20 protein-coding genes and 1 tRNA gene are annotated in these 17,266 nt (G+C 62.6%); 18 read left to right on the forward strand and 3 right to left on the reverse strand.

What is annotated here, in order from left to right:
• Nucleotides 1–30: 30 nt before the first annotated feature.
• The 9 genes from ldtR (at nt 31) to DES43_RS01175 (ending at nt 8,299) form a co-directional block, all read left to right on the forward strand.
• Nucleotides 31–546, forward strand: a complete 516-nt coding sequence (ldtR, locus tag DES43_RS01135; RefSeq protein WP_035023688.1) for a transcriptional regulator LdtR — start codon at nt 31–33, stop codon at nt 544–546.
• A 304-nt stretch (nt 547–850) separates the two neighbouring features.
• Nucleotides 851–2,104 (forward strand): L,D-transpeptidase family protein, encoded by a 1,254-nt coding sequence (locus DES43_RS01140; RefSeq protein ID WP_035023687.1) that lies wholly within the window; start codon nt 851–853, stop codon nt 2,102–2,104.
• Nucleotides 2,105–2,300: 196 nt separating this feature from the next.
• The gene (gene glyA / locus DES43_RS01145; protein WP_035023685.1) at nt 2,301–3,614 is read left to right on the forward strand and encodes a serine hydroxymethyltransferase; all 1,314 of its coding nucleotides are present in this window, start codon (nt 2,301–2,303) and stop codon (nt 3,612–3,614) included.
• A gap of 180 nt (nt 3,615–3,794) precedes the next feature.
• Nucleotides 3,795–4,259: a transcriptional regulator NrdR gene (gene nrdR / locus DES43_RS01150; RefSeq protein ID WP_035024083.1), complete on the forward strand. Its 465-nt coding sequence runs from the start codon at nt 3,795–3,797 to the stop codon at nt 4,257–4,259.
• 3 nt (nt 4,260–4,262) lie between these two features.
• Nucleotides 4,263–5,387 carry a bifunctional diaminohydroxyphosphoribosylaminopyrimidine deaminase/5-amino-6-(5-phosphoribosylamino)uracil reductase RibD gene (gene ribD, locus DES43_RS01155; RefSeq protein ID WP_035023682.1) on the forward strand — a complete coding sequence of 375 codons (1,125 nt, stop codon included), beginning with the start codon at nt 4,263–4,265 and terminating at the stop codon, nt 5,385–5,387.
• Nucleotides 5,387–6,004: a riboflavin synthase gene (locus DES43_RS01160; RefSeq protein ID WP_035023680.1), complete on the forward strand. Its 618-nt coding sequence runs from the start codon at nt 5,387–5,389 to the stop codon at nt 6,002–6,004. Before ribD ends, DES43_RS01160 begins: the two co-directional genes overlap by 1 nt.
• A 95-nt stretch (nt 6,005–6,099) precedes the next feature.
• Nucleotides 6,100–6,564, forward strand: coding sequence for a 6,7-dimethyl-8-ribityllumazine synthase (locus tag DES43_RS01165; RefSeq protein ID WP_035023678.1), 465 nt, complete (start codon nt 6,100–6,102; stop codon nt 6,562–6,564).
• Nucleotides 6,561–7,064 carry a transcription antitermination factor NusB gene (gene nusB, locus DES43_RS01170; RefSeq protein ID WP_035023676.1) on the forward strand — a complete coding sequence of 168 codons (504 nt, stop codon included), beginning with the start codon at nt 6,561–6,563 and terminating at the stop codon, nt 7,062–7,064. The genes DES43_RS01165 and nusB overlap by 4 nt, the downstream gene beginning before the upstream one ends.
• A complete protein-coding gene (locus tag DES43_RS01175; protein ID WP_051520390.1) occupies nt 7,061–8,299 on the forward strand; it encodes an MFS transporter in 1,239 nt (412 codons plus the stop codon). Before nusB ends, DES43_RS01175 begins: the two co-directional genes overlap by 4 nt.
• On the opposite strand, the gene DES43_RS01180 is transcribed toward DES43_RS01175, so the two are convergent.
• Entirely contained in the window at nt 8,300–8,533 is a 234-nt protein-coding gene (locus tag DES43_RS01180) for a hypothetical protein (protein WP_051520389.1), read from the reverse strand.
• Nucleotides 8,534–8,607: 74 nt separating this feature from the next.
• Here DES43_RS01180 and DES43_RS01185 point away from each other — a divergent pair, with 74 nt between their 5' ends.
• Nucleotides 8,608–9,108: a DUF2165 family protein gene (locus DES43_RS01185; RefSeq protein WP_035023672.1), complete on the forward strand. Its 501-nt coding sequence runs from the start codon at nt 8,608–8,610 to the stop codon at nt 9,106–9,108.
• A gap of 195 nt (nt 9,109–9,303) precedes the next feature.
• The gene (locus DES43_RS01190) at nt 9,304–11,445 is read left to right on the forward strand and encodes a sodium-translocating pyrophosphatase (protein ID WP_035023670.1); all 2,142 of its coding nucleotides are present in this window, start codon (nt 9,304–9,306) and stop codon (nt 11,443–11,445) included.
• Nucleotides 11,446–11,529: 84 nt separating this feature from the next.
• Here DES43_RS01190 and DES43_RS01195 read toward each other — a convergent pair whose 3' ends face one another.
• Complete coding sequence (locus DES43_RS01195) at nt 11,530–12,054, reverse strand: outer membrane protein assembly factor BamE (protein WP_084496402.1); 525 nt, start codon at nt 12,052–12,054, stop codon at nt 11,530–11,532.
• Nucleotides 12,055–12,192: 138 nt separating this feature from the next.
• On the opposite strand from DES43_RS01195, the gene DES43_RS01200 reads away from it, so the two are divergent.
• The 7 genes from DES43_RS01200 (at nt 12,193) to DES43_RS01230 (ending at nt 17,055) form a co-directional block, all read left to right on the forward strand.
• Nucleotides 12,193–12,738: a ubiquinol-cytochrome C chaperone family protein gene (locus tag DES43_RS01200; protein WP_035023666.1), complete on the forward strand. Its 546-nt coding sequence runs from the start codon at nt 12,193–12,195 to the stop codon at nt 12,736–12,738.
• Between the two features lies 1 nt (nt 12,739).
• Nucleotides 12,740–13,282, forward strand: coding sequence for a YceD family protein (locus DES43_RS01205; protein WP_035023664.1), 543 nt, complete (start codon nt 12,740–12,742; stop codon nt 13,280–13,282).
• Between the two features lie 102 nt (nt 13,283–13,384).
• Nucleotides 13,385–14,455, forward strand: coding sequence for a phosphate acyltransferase PlsX (plsX, locus tag DES43_RS01210; protein ID WP_035023662.1), 1,071 nt, complete (start codon nt 13,385–13,387; stop codon nt 14,453–14,455).
• A 4-nt stretch (nt 14,456–14,459) separates the two neighbouring features.
• Nucleotides 14,460–15,431 (forward strand): beta-ketoacyl-ACP synthase III, encoded by a 972-nt coding sequence (locus DES43_RS01215; RefSeq protein WP_035023660.1) that lies wholly within the window; start codon nt 14,460–14,462, stop codon nt 15,429–15,431.
• Nucleotides 15,432–15,535: 104 nt separating this feature from the next.
• Entirely contained in the window at nt 15,536–15,856 is a 321-nt protein-coding gene (locus tag DES43_RS01220) for an integration host factor subunit alpha (protein WP_035023658.1), read from the forward strand.
• A 191-nt stretch (nt 15,857–16,047) separates the two neighbouring features.
• Complete coding sequence (locus DES43_RS01225) at nt 16,048–16,590, forward strand: MerR family transcriptional regulator (RefSeq protein WP_035023656.1); 543 nt, start codon at nt 16,048–16,050, stop codon at nt 16,588–16,590.
• 141 nt (nt 16,591–16,731) lie between these two features.
• Nucleotides 16,732–17,055, forward strand: coding sequence for a hypothetical protein (locus DES43_RS01230; protein ID WP_035023654.1), 324 nt, complete (start codon nt 16,732–16,734; stop codon nt 17,053–17,055).
• Nucleotides 17,056–17,112: 57 nt separating this feature from the next.
• Here DES43_RS01230 and DES43_RS01235 read toward each other — a convergent pair.
• Nucleotides 17,113–17,189, reverse strand: a tRNA-Pro gene (locus DES43_RS01235).
• Between the last annotated feature and the right edge of the window lie 77 nt (nt 17,190–17,266).

Here is a 17,266-nt window from a genome sequence, read left to right on the forward strand (position 1 = left end):
TCACCAGGCGACAAACGAGAGGCAAAGACAATGAACAACCAGCGCTCGGCGGCGAAGCCCGCTAATGTATCGAATGAAAGCCAGGAAGCTATCCGTTCGCTGTACATGGAATCGCTTCAGCTTGTTGAACGGCTGCACCGCCGTCTTCTTGACGTGATCAAGGACGAATTCGAACGGGCGGGCCGCTCCGACATCAACGCCATCCAGGCGCTGCTTCTGTTCAATATAGGCAATGCGGAACTGACGGCCGGAGAACTCCGCTCGCGCGGTTACTACCTCGGTTCGAACGTGTCCTATAACGTCAAGAAGCTGGTCGATCTGGGCTTCATCAACCACGAGCGCTCAAAGCTCGACCGCCGCTCGGTGCGCATCAGCCTGACCGACAAGGGCATGGAAGTGGCTGACGTGGTGGCGCGCCTCTATGAGAGGCACATCGGCTCCATCGAGCAGGTCGGCGGCATCAACACCGACGAGTTCAAGCAGATGAACCGCGCCCTCCAGCGTCTGGACCGCTTCTGGAACGACACCATCGCCTATCGCATGTAAGGTCCCGGCCGCAAGCGCGGACATACGGTCCCTTGACTGGCCGGGCGGTGCCTGAAAGGCACAAGGCCCGGCCTTTGTCGCATGCGGCAGGGCCGAAAGCCGGCAGGCGCCACGTTGCCGCCATATTCGGATGAAAGCGAAGGTGTCAGGATCGGTCGTGAATGTCCGACGATGAGCAACCCGCTCAGGCGCGACGCGGGCGCGATGCCGGAACCCCCGGCATGGTTGGCGAATTGTTAAGGTCGCAGACCTAGAGTGCCCGGCTGCATTGCCTGAACACTGACTGGATATGTCTGGAACGCCCATGATGACGAGTCGTCGTTTGTTTCTTTCCGGAGCCTCGGCTCTTGCGGCATCGTTCGTGGCCGGTGGCGCGCGTGCCCAGGACGTCGTCGACGACATTCTCCGGGCAGCGGGGCAGGGCGGCTGGCGCGATACGTTCGATGCGCGCGCCAGCGGCAGCGCCAAGGTCCAGTCCACGCGCCCGATCTTCAGCGAGCAGACCATTGCCTATACCGAACAGGCCATCGGCCAGTATCACAATCTGGTCGGGCAGGGCGGCTGGGAGCGCGTGCCTGACACCAAGAAGCTCAAGCTCGGCGTCATCGACCCCGACGTGGTGCCGCTGCGCAAGCGTCTGATGGTGTCTGGCGACCTGCCCCGGAATGCGGGACTGTCCCAGTCCTTCGATTCCTACGTCGATGCCGCGGTGAAGCGTTTCCAGATGCGCCATGGCCTGCCGGCGGACGGCGTGCTCGGCAAATACAGCTATCTGGCGATGAACGTTTCCGCCCAGACCCGCCTCGGCCAGCTCGAAACCAATCTCGGGCGCCTGCGCGAGAAGGTCGGTACGCTCGGCAACCGCTACGTGCTGGTCAATATTCCGGCTGCGCAGATTGAGGCAGTGGAAAACGACCGTGTCGTCCTGCGCCACACGGCAATCGTCGGCAAGATCGACCGGCAGACGCCCATCGTGAACTCGCGGATCAACGAGATCATCGTCAATCCCTACTGGACGGCCCCCACCTCCATCGTGCGCAAGGACATCATTCCGCTGATGCGCAAGAACCCGAACTATCTCCGGGACAGCAAGATTCGCCTGTTCGCGCCGGACGGCAGCGAGATCGATCCGATGATGGTGGACTGGTCGACGGACGAGGCGGCAAAATACCGCTTCCGTCAGGAACCGGGCACCAACAACGCCATGGCGTCGGTGAAGATCAATTTCCCGAGCCCGGACGGCGTCTACATGCACGATACGCCGCAGCAGAGCCTGTTCGGGCAGATGATGCGCTTCGACTCGTCGGGCTGCGTGCGCGTGCAGAACGTTCGCGATCTGGTGACATGGATCCTGCGCGATACCCCTGGCTGGACCCGTCAGCAGTTCGAAGCGGCGATCAAGGCCGGCGAGACAGTACCCGTCGCCGTCACCAACCCGGTGCCGGTTCATTTCCTCTATGTATCCGCGTGGTCGACAAGCGATGGCGTCGTGCAGTTCCGTGACGACATCTATGGCTGGGACGGCGTTGACGAACTGAAGATTTCCTCCGCTTTCTGAGCTGGAACGCACGGGACTTCATGAGGGCCGCCTTGAGGCGGCCCTTTTGCATTGCATGGAGAAAAACTGCCCCAACCGTCTGGGCCAGCAATGGCTGACGCAATAGGGCCAGCTTATTTCGCGCTGAAAGTGGATAGGGCAGGTCAACTGTGCTAAGGCGCCTGCGGGTTCACTCCACTTAGGGAAACTTCAGGCAATGGCGATACAGTCGGCAGCATCCGGTTCGCTGGAATCTTTCTTTGAAACAACGCTCGCGGATGCCGATCCGGAAATCTTCGGCGCGATCCGTAACGAGCTCGGTCGTCAGCGTCACGAGATCGAGCTGATCGCTTCGGAAAACATCGTTTCGCGCGCCGTCATGGAAGCGCAGGGCACGGTCCTTACCAACAAATATGCCGAAGGCTATCCCGGCAAGCGCTATTATGGCGGCTGCCAGTATGTAGACGTTGTCGAAGAACTCGCCATCGAGCGCGCCAGGAAGCTGTTCGACTGCAAGTTCGCCAATGTGCAGCCGAATTCCGGCAGCCAGATGAACCAGGCCGTGTTCCTGGCGCTGCTGCAGCCGGGCGACACCTTCATGGGACTGGACCTCAATTCGGGCGGCCACCTCACCCACGGCTCGCCGGTCAATATGAGCGGCAAGTGGTTCAACGTGGTTTCCTACGGTGTGCGTCAGGACGATCACCTGATCGACATGGACGAGGTCGAGCGCAGGGCGCATGAGGTCAAGCCGAAGCTGATCCTCGCTGGCGGCACCGCCTATTCGCGCATCTGGGACTGGAAGCGCTTCCGCGAGATCGCCGACGCGGTCGGCGCGTATCTGATGGTCGATATGGCCCACATCGCCGGTCTGGTCGCCGGCGGCGTTCACCCGTCGCCTGTCCCTTATGCGCATGTGACGACCACGACCACGCACAAGTCGCTTCGCGGTCCGCGCGGCGGCATGATCCTGACCAACGACGAGGACATCGCCAAGAAGATCAATTCGGCCGTGTTCCCCGGCCTTCAGGGCGGTCCGCTCATGCATGTCATCGCCGGCAAGGCCGTGGCCTTCGCGGAGGCGCTGAAGCCAGACTTCAAGGTATATGCGCACAATGTCGTTGCCAACGCCAAGGCGCTGGCTTCCAGCCTCCAGGAAACCGGCCTCGATATCGTTTCCGGCGGCACCGACAACCATCTGATGCTGGTCGATCTCAGGCCGAAGAACGCCACCGGCAAGCGCGCCGAGGCCGCCCTTGGCCGCGCCAACATCACCTGCAACAAGAACGGCATACCGTTCGATCCCGAAAAGCCTTTCGTGACCTCCGGCGTGCGTCTGGGCACTCCCGCCGGCACCACGCGCGGCTTCGGGCAGGCCGAGTTCCGCGAGGTCGGCAAGCTTATCGCCGAGGTTCTGGATGGTCTGAAGGCCGCCAATTCCGATGAGGGCAACGCCTCCGTCGAAGCTTCGGTGAAGCAGAGGGTGATCGAGATGACGGATCGCTTCCCGCTCTATTCCTATCTCGGATAAGCGCTGTTTCGTTTACGGTTGCAGGCGGCCGTCGCGACTGGATCGCGGCGGCCGCTGTGTTTGCCGGGGCACGGACTGCGCTATCGACAGCACAGAAGCGGCATTGCAATTTCCCCTTGGCGCTTCCTACCTTGGAAGAAAATCTCTAGCCTTGTGCCGGTAGAGAATCGGGTGGGTGTCATGCGTTGTCCTTATTGCCAGTCTGAAGATACGCAGGTGAAGGATTCGCGTCCTGCGGAAGATGGCTCGGCCATTCGCAGGCGGCGCGTGTGCCCCGATTGCGGGGGGCGCTTCACCACTTTCGAGCGTGTGCAGTTGCGCGATCTGGTCGTCATAAAGAAGACCGGACGCAAGGTTCCGTTCGATCGCGACAAGCTGCTGCGCTCGGTCGAGATCGCGGTGCGAAAGCGCAACGTCGATCCCGAGCGCATCGACCGGGCCGTGACGGGCATCGTGCGTCAGCTCGAAAGTTCGGGCGAGACCGAGATTCCCTCGGCGGAAGTCGGCCGGCTGGTGATGGAGGCGCTGAAGTCGCTGGACGATGTCGCCTATGTGCGCTTCGCTTCCGTGTATCGCAATTTCCGCGAAGCCAAGGATTTCCATGATGTGCTTGGCGAGCTGAAGGGCGACGAGGACCTTGACTGATCGATGAGCCGTTCCACCGATCCCGAACAGGAAGCCCTCGACCGCAGATTCATGGCAGCCGCGCTGCGCCTGTCGCGCCGCAATCTGGGCCGGACATCCACCAACCCGTCCGTCGGAACTATCATCGTGCGCGATGACGGGGCGGGGCCGATGATCGTCGGCACCGGTGTGACCGCCATTGGCGGGCGGCCCCACGCCGAAACCGAGGCGTTGGCCGAAGCCGGCGAACTGGCGCGTGGCGCGACCGCCTACGTGACGCTGGAGCCATGCGCGCATCACGGACGCACCCCGCCTTGCGCGGAAGCGCTCGCCGTTGCCGGCATCAGGCGCGTGGTGGGCGCGGCCAGCGATCCCGATCCCCGCGTCTCCGGCAAGGGCTATGCCATATTGCGGGAAGCCGGCGTCGAGGTCACGGAGCGCGTGCTGGCTGCCGATGCCTCGGACCAGCTTGCCGGTTACCTCATGCGTTCTCTGAGGAAACGTCCCGAGGTCACGCTCAAGATGGCGCTCTCCAGCGATGGCAAGATCGGCGCCAGAGGCGAGGGACAGGTTCCGATCACCGGCGAGGTGGCTCGCCGCGAGGTGCATCTGATGCGGGCGGAAGCCGATGCGATCCTGATCGGCATCGGCACGGCGCTGGAGGACGATCCGGAGCTGACCGTTCGGCTGCCGGGGCTGGAGAACAGGTCGCCGGCACGCATCGTGCTGGACAGCGACATCAGGCTTCCTCCACATGCGCGGCTTGTTTCCGGCATCGGTCGCGTGCCGCTCTATGTCGCGGCAAATCTCGAAGCCGACGTACAGAAGCGTCTGGAACTGGAGCGCCGCGGCGTACGCTTCATCGGGACGGAGGTGCATGACGGCAGGATCGCCCTTCCAGAGCTGCTCGACGATCTGGCTGCGCTTGGCATGTCCAGCATCATTGTGGAGGGAGGCGCAGCCGTGGCCCGGTCTTTCCTCGACGAGGGGCTGGTGGACCGGATCATGCTGTTTCACGGACCGGGGGAGGTGGGCGCGCAGGGCATCGATGCCCCCATCGGAACTGACCGGATTCCGCCGGGTTTTCGCAAGCTGCGCGAGATGCGGTTCGATCAGGACGGCTTCGCAGAGTGGGTAAGGACGGTCTGATGTTCACGGGTATTGTCAGCGATGTCGGCAAGGTTGCTGCGATCGAGCCGCTCAGGGAAGGTGTGCGGCTGCGCATCGATACCGCCTACGATCCGCAAACCATCGATATAGGCGCCTCGATAGCCTGCTCCGGCGTGTGCCTGACCGTCACGGCCTTGCCGGAGAGCGGATCCAATGCGCGCTGGTTCGAGGTCGAGGCGTGGGAGGAGGCGCTGCGCCTGACCACCGCCGCCCAATGGAAATCCGGTACGCGCATCAATCTCGAGCGCGCACTGAAGATCGGGGACGAGTTGGGCGGGCACATCGTGTCGGGGCATGTCGACGCCACGGCGGAGATTGTTGCGCGGCAGGATGAAGGCGACGCCGTCCGCTTTACGCTGGAAGTTCCGGCGGAGTTTGCGCGCTTTGTCGCGCCCAAGGGCTCCGTTGCGCTCGACGGTACCTCGCTCACCGTCAACGAGGTGGACGGCAGGCGCTTCGACGTGCTGCTCATTCACCATTCGCTGCAGGTGACCACATGGGGCGAGCGTAAGGCCGGAGACCTGGTGAACCTCGAAATCGATACGATGGCGCGCTATGCTGCACGGCTTGCGGAAGCGGCAGCGCAGGGTTACTGACTGGCTTTCACTGATCCAACCTGTCCCGGTCGCGTGAGGCTTGCGGTCTCGCACGCTTGGGCCTATTGACCGGCTCACTCGGAGACGCAAGGACCATGACCCAGGATAATAAGAAAAAGCTGCTCATCATCGAGGCCCGTTTCTATGACGATCTCGCAGACGCTCTGCTGGAAGGCGCGAAGGCCGCGCTGGATGAGGCGGGTGCGGATTATGACGTGGTGACAGTGCCCGGCGCGCTCGAGATTCCCGCGGTGATTTCCTTCGCGCTCGACGCAGAGGAAGACGAAGGACAAAGCTACGACGGATTCGTGGCGCTCGGCACCGTCATTCGCGGCGAGACCTATCATTTCGACATCGTGGCCAACGAATCGGCGCGTGCGCTGATGGACCTCTCGGTGCAGGAATCGATCTGCATCGGCAACGGCATCCTCACCACTGAAAACGAGGAGCAGGCCTGGGCGCGTGCGCGCCGCAGCGAAGGCGACAAGGGCGGCTTTGCCGCGCGGGCGGCGCTCACCATGATCGCGGTTCAGGAGAGGCTTGGAGCTGGACGTTCGTGACGGGGCCTGAAGAGACCAACCCTCCGGTGAGGCAGGCTAACAAGCGCGGCGCGGCGCGTCTCGCGGCCGTCCAGGCGCTGTACCAGATGGACGTCGCCGGCAGCGGACTGCTGGAGATCACAGCCGAATACGAAGCCTTCCGGCTGGGCAAGGAAGTGGACGGCGCACTTTACCGCGAGGCGGATGCGCAGTGGTTCCGCGCGATTCTTGCCGGCGTGGTGGAAAAGCAGAAGACGCTCGATCCGATCATTCGTCAGGCGCTGACCGAGGACTGGCCGCTGTCGCGCCTCGATTCGACACTGCGCGCCATCCTTCGCGCCGGCACTTACGAACTGATGATGCGCGCCGACGTTCCTGTCGCGGTGATCGTTTCGGAGTATGTCGACATCGCCAAGGCATTCTACGAAGAGGACGAGCCGAAGCTCGTCAATGCAGTGCTCGATCGCATTTCCCGCCGTGTGCGCGGCGAAGGGAGAGGCAGGGGCAAGGAGGCTTCATGAGCGCATCAGGACAGGCCGCTGCCGGCGCGCAGGCACCCGCTGTCGAGCGGGAGGCGCGCAGGACAGCGCTGATCCTCGCTACCGCGCAGGCCATCGTCGGCTCTGCCGCGCCGATCTGTTTTGCGCTTGGCGCACTCGCCGGGCACTACCTTCTCGACATGGACAAGTCGCTGGCGACCGCCCCGCTGACCGGCTTCAATGTCGGCGTCGCGATCGGCGCGCTGCCGGCTGCGGCCATCATACGCCGGCTTGGCCAGCGTGAGGGGTTCCTTGCGGGAACCGGTCTGACCGCGCTCGGCGGTGTGATCGCCACCATCGCGCTCTACCAGTCGAGTTTCTGGCTTTTTGCATTCGGCTTGCTGGTGGTCGGTTTCGGCGGCGCTTTCGTGCAGCAGTTCCGTTTCGCCGCAGCCGACAATGCCCCCCCTGCCTTCAAGGCGCGCGCCATTTCCTTCGTGCTTGCGGGCGGGGTCTTCACCGCAATGCTCGGGCCGCAGGTGGTGATCTTCACCAAGGACCTGCTGCAACCTGTCGCGTTCGCCGGTGCTTTCGCCTCGCTCGTGGTTCTGGCCGGAATCGGAGCGCTGGTGCTGGCGCAACTGCGTCCGCGTCCGGTTTTCGAGAAGGTGGAGCAGGCCGTTCCGACCGGCCGTCCGCTGATCGAAATCGTCACCCGCCCGCGCTTCGTCACCGCGCTGATCTGCGCGGTCGGCTCCTACGCGCTGATGACTTTCGTGATGACCGGCGCGCCGCTGGCCATGGTCGGTTGCGGTTTCACGTCCGACGAAGCGACGCTCGGCATTTCCTGGCATGTGATGGCGATGTTCGCGCCGAGCTTCTTCACCGGCCGCCTGATCAGCCGGTTCGGCGCGCTGACCATGGTGGCGATCGGCTTCGTCCTGCTGATCGGCTGCGGGCTCGTAGCCCTGTCAGGCATCCAGCTGTGGCAATTCTGGACGGCCCTGATTCTGCTCGGGCTTGGCTGGAACTTCGGCTTCATCGGCTCCACGGCCATCGTGGCCGGGTGCTACAGGCCGGAAGAAAAGGGCAAGGTGCAGGGCTTCCACGATTTCGTGCTTTTCTCCAGCGTCGCTTTCGCCTCGCTGATGTCGGGGGCAGTCTACAACGCCTGGGGCTGGGACATGCTCGCGTGGATACTCTTCCCGTTCTCCGGCCTGTGCCTTGTCATGCTGGCCGTGCAGGGTGTCGCCGACCGTCGCGAGCGGGCCGCCTGATCAGCGGCTGCCCGGCCGGGGAGGGTGATCGAGCGTAAGTTCGAGCGTTGCGCCTTCTTCCGTGACGATCCAGCGCCGGCGAATCACGATGAAGTCATGAGATGCCGTGCCGTCCTTCAGCGAGACGAGATCGCCGGTCGCGCATTCGTCAGGCAGGGCCACCGACTCGATGCGGGTTGCGATGCCGGCGCGTTCCGCTTCCAGACGTGCGGATCGGGTAAGAACAAGCTTCATTCGCACTCTCTTGCCTGTTGTGATGGACTCAGCCTTTCATGCGCTCCGTTGGGGTATCTGAAGGAGCTTTTGCCATGACCTCCCGGCTTTCCAAGATCATCATGTGCCTTTGCCTTGCGGCGTTCGCCTTCCTCGTGGCCTTCGGCAACATCACCGACTATGGATCGAACTACGCCTTTGTCCAGCATGTGCTGTCGATGGACACCACCTTTCCCGGCAACAAGCTGATGTATCGCGCCATCACCAGCCCGGCGCTGTGGACGGCCGGCTACTGGCTTATCATCATCGGCGAAGGGCTGACCTGCGTTCTGTTCCTGATCGCGGCCTGGCACCTGTGGCAGGCGCGCAATGCCAGCGGGGAAACCTTCAACGAGGCGAAGAAGTTCGTCATCATCGGCACGACCATGGGATTTCTGGTCTGGTATTTCGGTTTCATGGTCATCGGCGGCGAGTGGTTCGCCATGTGGCAGTCGAGCACATGGAACGGGCAGGAAGCCGCCTTCAAGTTCTACATGACCATGCTGGCGGTGCTGATTTACGTGATCCAGCCCGACCGCGACCTCAGGCAGAGCTGAAGATATGCGCTTTTTGCAGCGCGGAATGCCACTTTCGGGCGAAATCAGGGCAAAAACGTAACAATATCTTGACCTTGCTCACAGGTTTCGCCTAAGCCGCTACGATAGGTCGCACTGCACAATGCGGTGCGCCCTGGTTGCAACGGCCCGGGGAGAGAGGGTTCTTGCGGGCCATAATGTGAGGAATATCCGGCAATGACCATGCTTTATGTCGTCATCGCCTGCGGCCTGCTTTCTGTCCTTTACGCCATATGGGCGACCAAGTCGGTGCTCGCCGCCGACCAGGGCAATGCACGCATGCAGGAAATCTCCGCGGCCATCCGCGAGGGCGCGCAGGCTTATCTGGCGCGCCAGTACACCACCATTGCCATCGTTGGCGTCGTCGTCTTCGTGCTCGCGTGGTGGCTGTTGTCCGCGACCGCCGCGTTCGGTTTCCTGATCGGTGCCGTGCTTTCGGGCGCTGCGGGCTTCATCGGCATGCATGTGTCCGTCCGGGCGAATGTGCGCACGGCGCAGGCCGCTTCCAACAGCCTCGCCGCGGGTCTCGATATCGCCTTCAAGTCGGGAGCGATCACCGGCCTTCTGGTGGCCGGTCTCGCGCTGCTTGGCGTCGCTGTCTATTACTGGGTGCTCACGGGTCCGCTTGGCCATGCGCCGGCCAGCCGCGAGGTGGTCGATGCGCTTGTGTCGCTCGGTTTCGGCGCTTCGCTGATCTCGATCTTTGCGCGTCTCGGCGGCGGCATCTTCACCAAGGGCGCGGATGTCGGCGGCGATCTGGTCGGCAAGGTGGAAGCCGGCATTCCGGAAGACGACCCGCGCAACCCGGCCACCATCGCCGACAACGTGGGCGACAATGTCGGCGACTGCGCCGGCATGGCGGCCGATCTGTTCGAGACCTATGCTGTCACCGTGGTCGCCACCATGGTTCTGGCCGCCATCTTCTTCGGCAATGCGCCGAACCTTGGCGACCTGATGCTCTATCCGCTGGCGATCTGCGGGGCCTGCATCATCACCTCGATCGTCGGTACCTTCTTCGTCAAGCTCGGCTCGAACGGCTCGATCATGGGCGCGCTCTACAAGGGGCTGATCGTGACCGGCGTGCTGTCGGTGGCCGGCCTTGCGGTGGCCAACCAGCTGACCATCGGCTGGGGCGAGGTGGGCTCCGTCAACGGCATGGTGCTTACCGGCGGCAACCTTTTCGCCTGCGGCCTGATCGGCCTGCTGGTGACGGCGCTGATCGTGGTCATCACCGAATACTACACGGGCACCAACAAGCGCCCGGTAAACTCGATCGCCCAGGCGTCGGTGACCGGCCACGGGACCAACGTCATCCAGGGGCTCGCGGTGTCGCTGGAATCGACCGCGCTGCCAGCCATCGTGATTGTCGGCGGCATCATCGCCACCTTCCAGCTTGCCGGCCTGTTCGGCACCGCGATCGCGGTGACCACCATGCTTGGTCTCGCCGGCATGATCGTCGCGCTTGATGCCTTCGGTCCGGTTACCGACAATGCCGGCGGTATCGCCGAAATGTCGGGATTGCCGAAGGAAGTGCGACAGTCGACCGACGCGCTCGATGCCGTCGGCAACACCACGAAGGCCGTGACCAAGGGCTATGCGATCGGTTCGGCGGGCCTCGGCGCGCTGGTGCTGTTCGCGGCCTACTCGAACGACCTCAAATATTTTGCCGACAATGCCGACAGGTATCCCTACTTCTCGGATCTCGGTACGGTGTCGTTCGATCTCTCCAATCCCTATGTGGTGGCTGGCCTTATCTTCGGCGGCCTGATCCCGTATCTGTTCGGCGGCATCGCCATGACGGCGGTCGGTCGCGCGGCGGGCTCGATCGTGGAGGAGGTGCGCAGGCAGTTCCGTGAGGATCCCGGCATCATGCAGGGCACCTCAAAGCCGAACTATGCCCGTGCGGTCGATATTCTCACCAGGGCAGCCATCAAGGAGATGATCATCCCCTCGCTTCTGCCGGTGCTTGCGCCGCTGGTGGTATATTTCGGCGTTCTGCTGATCTCCGGCTCCAAGGCTTCGGCCTTCGCGGCGCTCGGCGCCTCGTTGCTCGGCGTCATCGTCAACGGCCTGTTCGTTGCCATTTCGATGACCTCAGGCGGAGGTGCTTGGGACAATGCCAAGAAGTCGTTTGAGGACGGCTTCACCGACAAGGATGGCGTGAAGCACCTCAAGGGTTCCGAAGCGCACAAGGCGTCGGTGACGGGCGATACGGTCGGCGACCCCTACAAGGACACGGCCGGCCCGGCGGTCAACCCGGCGATCAAGATCACCAACATCGTGGCGCTGCTGCTGCTGGCAGTTCTGGCGCAGGGCTGATTCGATCTTTCCGGAAAAAGAAAAACCCGCGGGGAGCGATCCTCGCGGGTTTTCGATTGGGGAAAACGTTTCTCCGGGACCGGATCAGTTTCCGCCGCCGATGATGTTGCCGACCTGGCCGGGGCTCATCTTGCCGGCGCCGCTGATCACTTGAGCGAGGAAGTTCTGGTCCTTGCCGCCGGTTGGGGTGGTACGGCTGATGAAATCGAAGACCTTGCCGTCCTTCAGGCCATAGTTCGCGATATTGCTGACGCGGCCGTCGGAACCGAAATAGACGGCGAGCACGCTTTGCTCCACCACCTTGGCATTGGCGAAGGCAACCGGCCGCCTGCGGGTCTGCGAGATGTAATAAAACACCTCATTGTCGAATGTCGCGGTGGTGGAGGGGGTGCCAAGCGCCAGCAGAACCTGCTCGCGGCTCGAACCCACGGGCACCATGTCCAGCGATTGCTGGTCGACGACATAACCCTGATGCAGTGTCTCGCCTGGGTTGAGGTCGCCGATCATTTTCGAGCTGTTGCAGGCCGAAAGAGCTGCCGTGACGGCAATCAGCGACGCAAGCCCGACGGGGCGCGACGAAAATGACGACTTGAATCTTTTCACGCGCAACGACAACTCCATCCAATCAGCCTTGCACGCCCGCTTGCACGGGGCCGCAAAAGCGGTAAACCAGCTTAGCCGCCGATGCAACACGGCCATTCAACAAACAAGGCCCAAACCGCCGGGGCCGTGGGAGACCACTTTTTCATGTTCAAGCGTCTGTTCGGCGCCAGGAGCCAGACAAACCGCGAAGTCACCGATGCGCTCTACGAGCAAATCGTGGCAGCCGCGCGGCAGCCATATTTCTATTCGCACTGGAATGTTCCCGACACCCCGCTCGGGCGCTTCGAGATGCTGTCGCTGCACGTGTTCCTCCTCCAGCACCGCCTGCACGGTACGCAGGGAAAGGCGCACGACATCGCCCAGGTGCTGATCGACGAATTTTTTCTCGATGTCGACCATTCGCTGCGCGAGCTCGGCATCAGCGACGTCGGTGTGCCGAAGCGCATGAAGCGGCTGGCCAGGATGTATTACGGGCGCACCGCAGCCTACGCGGACGCTCTGGAGCGTCAGGACGATGGAGCGCTGGTGGCTGCGCTCGGCCGCAACATACGTCCGGACGAGGAATGGCTCGAATCGCCCAGGCTTACCACCTATGTAAAGATGGCTGTCCAGAATCTCTCCGCGCAGGATCTGGACGCCATCTGCGCCGGTTCGGTGAAATTTCCGCGCGCCGGCGAGCAGGGACAATAAAATGAAAGATGCCGAAGCCACGAGCCCCGTTTCCTTCGAGGTCCATGTCGCGCGCCTGCCGCAGAAGGGGCTGCCTGTTGTTGTCGAGGCCGATGAGGCGCAGCGCAGGGCACTGGCTGCGGCGCACGGATTGTTTTCCGTTGAAAGCTACAGGGCCGAGATGCTGGTCACTGCCTGGAAGCGCAGTGGCGTGAAGGTTTCGGGCCATGTCGTCGCCGACATCACGCAGTCATGCGTGGTCACGCTCCAGCCTGTAGCTGCCCGTATCGACGAGGCGGTCGAGGGCGTATTCCTGCCACAGGATTCCAAACTTGCCCGCTTCGATCAGAACGGAGAGATGCTGCTCGACTCGGAAGGTCCCGACAGCCCCGAGCTATTCACCGGCGACACCATCGACGTTGGTGCGCTGGCGGAGGAATTTTTCGGCCTCGCCATCGATCCCTATCCGCGCAAGGCCGGCGCCACTCTCGACACCTCTTCGCTGGACGGGCCGGAGGAAAACGAGTTCCAGAAAAAACTGCGTGGCCTTCTCGGAAAAGTCTGAAAGCCGCGCCATATCGCAAAAGCCAGTTGTGCGGCGGAGCAAAACCGCTATTTTCGCCGGAATTTCGGCCAGCCGACAAACTAGCAGTGAGATAAAGACGGCGTGATCAGAATCTCGATCGATGCGATGGGCGGAGATCATGGCGCGAGCGTGGTGATCCCCGCGCTGGCAGCCGTGGCTACCCGGCGTCCGGAAATCAAGTTCATCATCTATGGTCGCGAGGATGCCGTCCGTCCGGAACTGGCGAAATTTCCGGCCCTGTCCGGCTCCAGCGAGTTCGTTCATTGCGAGGTCGCGGTCCAGATGGACGACAAGCCGAGCCAGGCCCTGCGCCATGGACGCGGAACGTCGTCGATGTGGAACGCCATCGAGGCGGTGAAGAACGGGCAGGCGGATGCCTGCATCTCGGCCGGCAATACCGGTGCCCTGATGGCGATGGCGAAATTCTGCCTGCGCACCATGGCCAGCGTCGACCGCCCGGCCATCGCCGCAATCTGGCCCAATCTTCGCAGCGAGAGCGTCGTTCTCGATGTCGGAGCGACCATTGGCGGCGATGCACAGCAACTCGTCGATTTTGCGATTCTGGGCACCGGAATGGCCCGTGCTCTGTTCGGCATCGAGCGCCCGAGCGTGGGCCTGCTCAACGTCGGCGTCGAAGAGGTCAAGGGACAGGAAGAGGTCAAGGAGGCCGGGCGCATGCTGCGCGAGGCAGAGCTTTCCTCGCTCGACTATCGCGGCTTCGTCGAGGGCGACGATATCGGCAAGGGTACGGTCGACGTTGTGGTCACCGAGGGCTTTGCCGGCAACATCGCGCTCAAGACGGCTGAGGGCACGGCCCGCCAGATCGCCGGCTATCTGAAGGCCGCGATGGGGCGCACGCTGATGGCGCGCATCGGCTATATCTTTGCCAGGGGGGCTTTCAACCAGTTGCGCGAGAAGATGGATGTCAGCCGTTCCAATGGCGGCGTGTTCCTGGGGCTCAACGGCATCGTGGTGAAAAGCCATGGCGGCGCCGATTCGGCGGGGTTTGCGGCAGCTGTCGAGCTTGGTTATGACATGGTCCGCAACAAGCTGCTCGACCGCGTTCAGGCCGATATCGATCTTTTCCATGCACGCAACCGCCAAGGCCAGACGACGCAGGCCAATGTCGTAAAGACCGACGAAGAAGGATAAGACCTTGATCAGATCAGTTGTGCGCGGCACCGGTTCGGCCTTGCCCCGTCGCGTCATGAAGAATGCCGAGTTCGAGGGTAGGCTGGAAACCTCCGACGAGTGGATCGCACAACGCACCGGCATCCGACAGCGCTACATCGCTGCGGAGGATGAGACGACGGCGTCGCTGGGCGAGGCGGCTGCCCGCGCCGCACTGGCCAATGCCGGGCTCACCCCGGACGATATCGACCTCATCGTGCTGGCGACATCGACGCCGAACAATACCTTTCCCGCCACGGCCGTCGAAATCCAGAGCCGGCTCGGCATGCATCACGGCTTCGCCTTCGACATGCAGGCCGTGTGCTCCGGCTTCGTCTATGCCGTCACCACGGCGGATGCCTACATTCGCGGCGGGCTTTCCAAAAGGGCGCTGGTCATCGGTTCGGAGACCTTCTCGCGCCTGCTCGACTGGAACGATCGCACGACCTGCGTTCTGTTCGGCGACGGCGCCGGCGCCATCGTTCTCGAGGCGGGCGAAGGCGAGGGCACCATCGCAGATCGCGGCGTGCTGGCTGCGGCGCTGCGCTCCGATGGACAGCACAAGGAAAAGCTCTATGTCGATGGAGGCGTTTCCACCACCGGCACCGTCGGTCATCTCAAGATGGAAGGCCGTGAGGTCTTCAAGCATGCGGTTGGCATGATCACCGACGTGATCGAGGCGACGTTCTCACAGGCTGGAATCACCGCGGAAGATATCGACTGGTTCGTGCCGCATCAGGCCAACAAGCGCATCATAGATGCTTCGGCGAAGAAGCTTGGCATCGCCGAGGAAAAGGTTGTCATCACCGTCGACCAGCATGGCAATACCTCGGCCGCGTCGGTGCCGCTGGCGCTTTCCGTGGCCGTCGCGGACGGGCGCATCAGGCGCGGCGATCTTGTCCTGCTGGAGGCGATGGGAGGCGGTTTCACCTGGGGCGCGGTGCTGCTGCGCTGGTAGGCCGTGCAATTGCCTGATCCAAACGGTCTTGACCTTTACGGATCAATTACTTAGGCTCCGCCGTCGTTTCTGGTGGTCATTGTTTTAACGGATTGGACGGACGCATGGGGGGAAAGACGCTTACGCGCGCCGACCTTGCCGAGGCTGTTTACCGAAAGGTCGGCCTGTCGAGGACCGAATCGGCCGAGCTGGTCGAGGCTGTTCTCAATGAAATCTGCGAGGCGATCGTGCGCGGTGAAACCGTGAAACTGTCCTCCTTCGCCACCTTTCAGGTGCGCTCGAAGAACGAGCGGATCGGCCGCAATCCCAAGACCGGCGAGGAGGTTCCCATCCTTCCGCGCCGGGTGATGACCTTCAAGGCGTCCAATGTGCTGAAGAGCCGCATTCTGCGTTCGCACCAGAATCGCGGAAAAGGCGGCAAGTAGGCCAGTCGAGCCCGAAAGTTCCGGATAGGGATCCCGCTGCCGCCGGCACACTTGAATATTGGCGCATAAACGGCTGGAATAAGTCCCGGTTCAGGTGTCCGTTGCCAAAACGATTCGTGCGGCCTGCCTGAACGCCGGATAGCGCCATCGTCGCGCATCCTGTCCGCTTACGTGTTTTGCGAGGATCGGCCATGGAAAAGAGCCCCGACGCCTTTCGCACCATCAGCGAGGTCGCGGAAGAACTGGACCTTCCGCAGCATGTTCTGCGCTTCTGGGAAACGCGCTTCAACCAGATCAAGCCGATGAAGCGCGGCGGCGGCCGCCGCTATTACAGGCCGCAGGATGTCGAGCTCATAAAGGGCATCCGGCACATGCTTTACGATCAGGGTTATACGATCAAGGGCGTGCAGAAACTGCTGCGCGAAAACGGCAACCAGTTTCTGGTGGCGATCGGCAATGGCGACCTTGCCGCGGTGGAAGCCATTGCGCAGCGCAGGCAGGCCGACGCTGTGGAACTTACCCCCGCTGCACAGCCGCGCGCGGGGGATGAGGAGCAACTTGTGGGCCAGCCCAGGGCCAAGCCCAGCCGCCGCTTCTTCGGCCTCGGCAAGGCCGATGACGAGGGGCCGGTTCAGGCCGATGGGGGCAGGCTGTCACGCGACAACCGCGCCTTGCTGCAGGAGGCGCTCTTCGATCTTCTGGAGTGCAAGCGGCTTCTGGATCAGGTGCGCTGACAGGCGGAGCCCGCGTTTCATGGCATCTTGCCGTTGCCATGGTGCCAGGGCGATCTGTTCCGCCTGAACCGCGTATGGTGGTGGAACCAAAAGGCCGGCCCACCGTTTTCCCTCTTTGGTTTTGTAAAAGAAGGAAACAGCATGGCGTCGTTTTTGTCCCTGTCCGACAAGGACCTCGAGAAGCAGGTCGCGCAACTCTCCAAAGAGCTCGCTTCCCTGAAGAAGCAGCTTTCGAAGCGCGGTCATCATTATTATGAGGAGGGTCGCGAAGCGCTGGCCGACTATCGCGACACCATTTCCGATTACTACGACGAGATTTCCGGACGGATCGGCGACCACATGCCCGATCTGCGCAGGAAGGCGCGGGTCATCGAAAACACGGCCCGTGAGCATCCGGCGGCCGCAGCGGCCGTGGGTCTGATCATTGTCGGCCTCGCTGTCTCGCTACTTTTTGGCAGGCGGTGAACTGTCCGTTCCGGCCGCTTCGGCGGCCGGACCTGCCATGATGCATTCTGGAAAAAATGGTCGGAGTGGCGGGATTCGAACCCACGACCCCTTGACCCCCAGTCAAGTGCGCTACCGGGCTGCGCTACACTCCGAACCGGGAGAAGCCTTATATTCTGCGCACTTGGCGCGCAAGGGCTAAAACGCCTCAAAAGAACATAAGCCGATCATT

This window comes from Aquamicrobium defluvii (genome assembly GCF_004363725.1).
Taxonomy (GTDB): Bacteria; Pseudomonadota; Alphaproteobacteria; order Rhizobiales; family Rhizobiaceae; genus Mesorhizobium; species Mesorhizobium defluvii.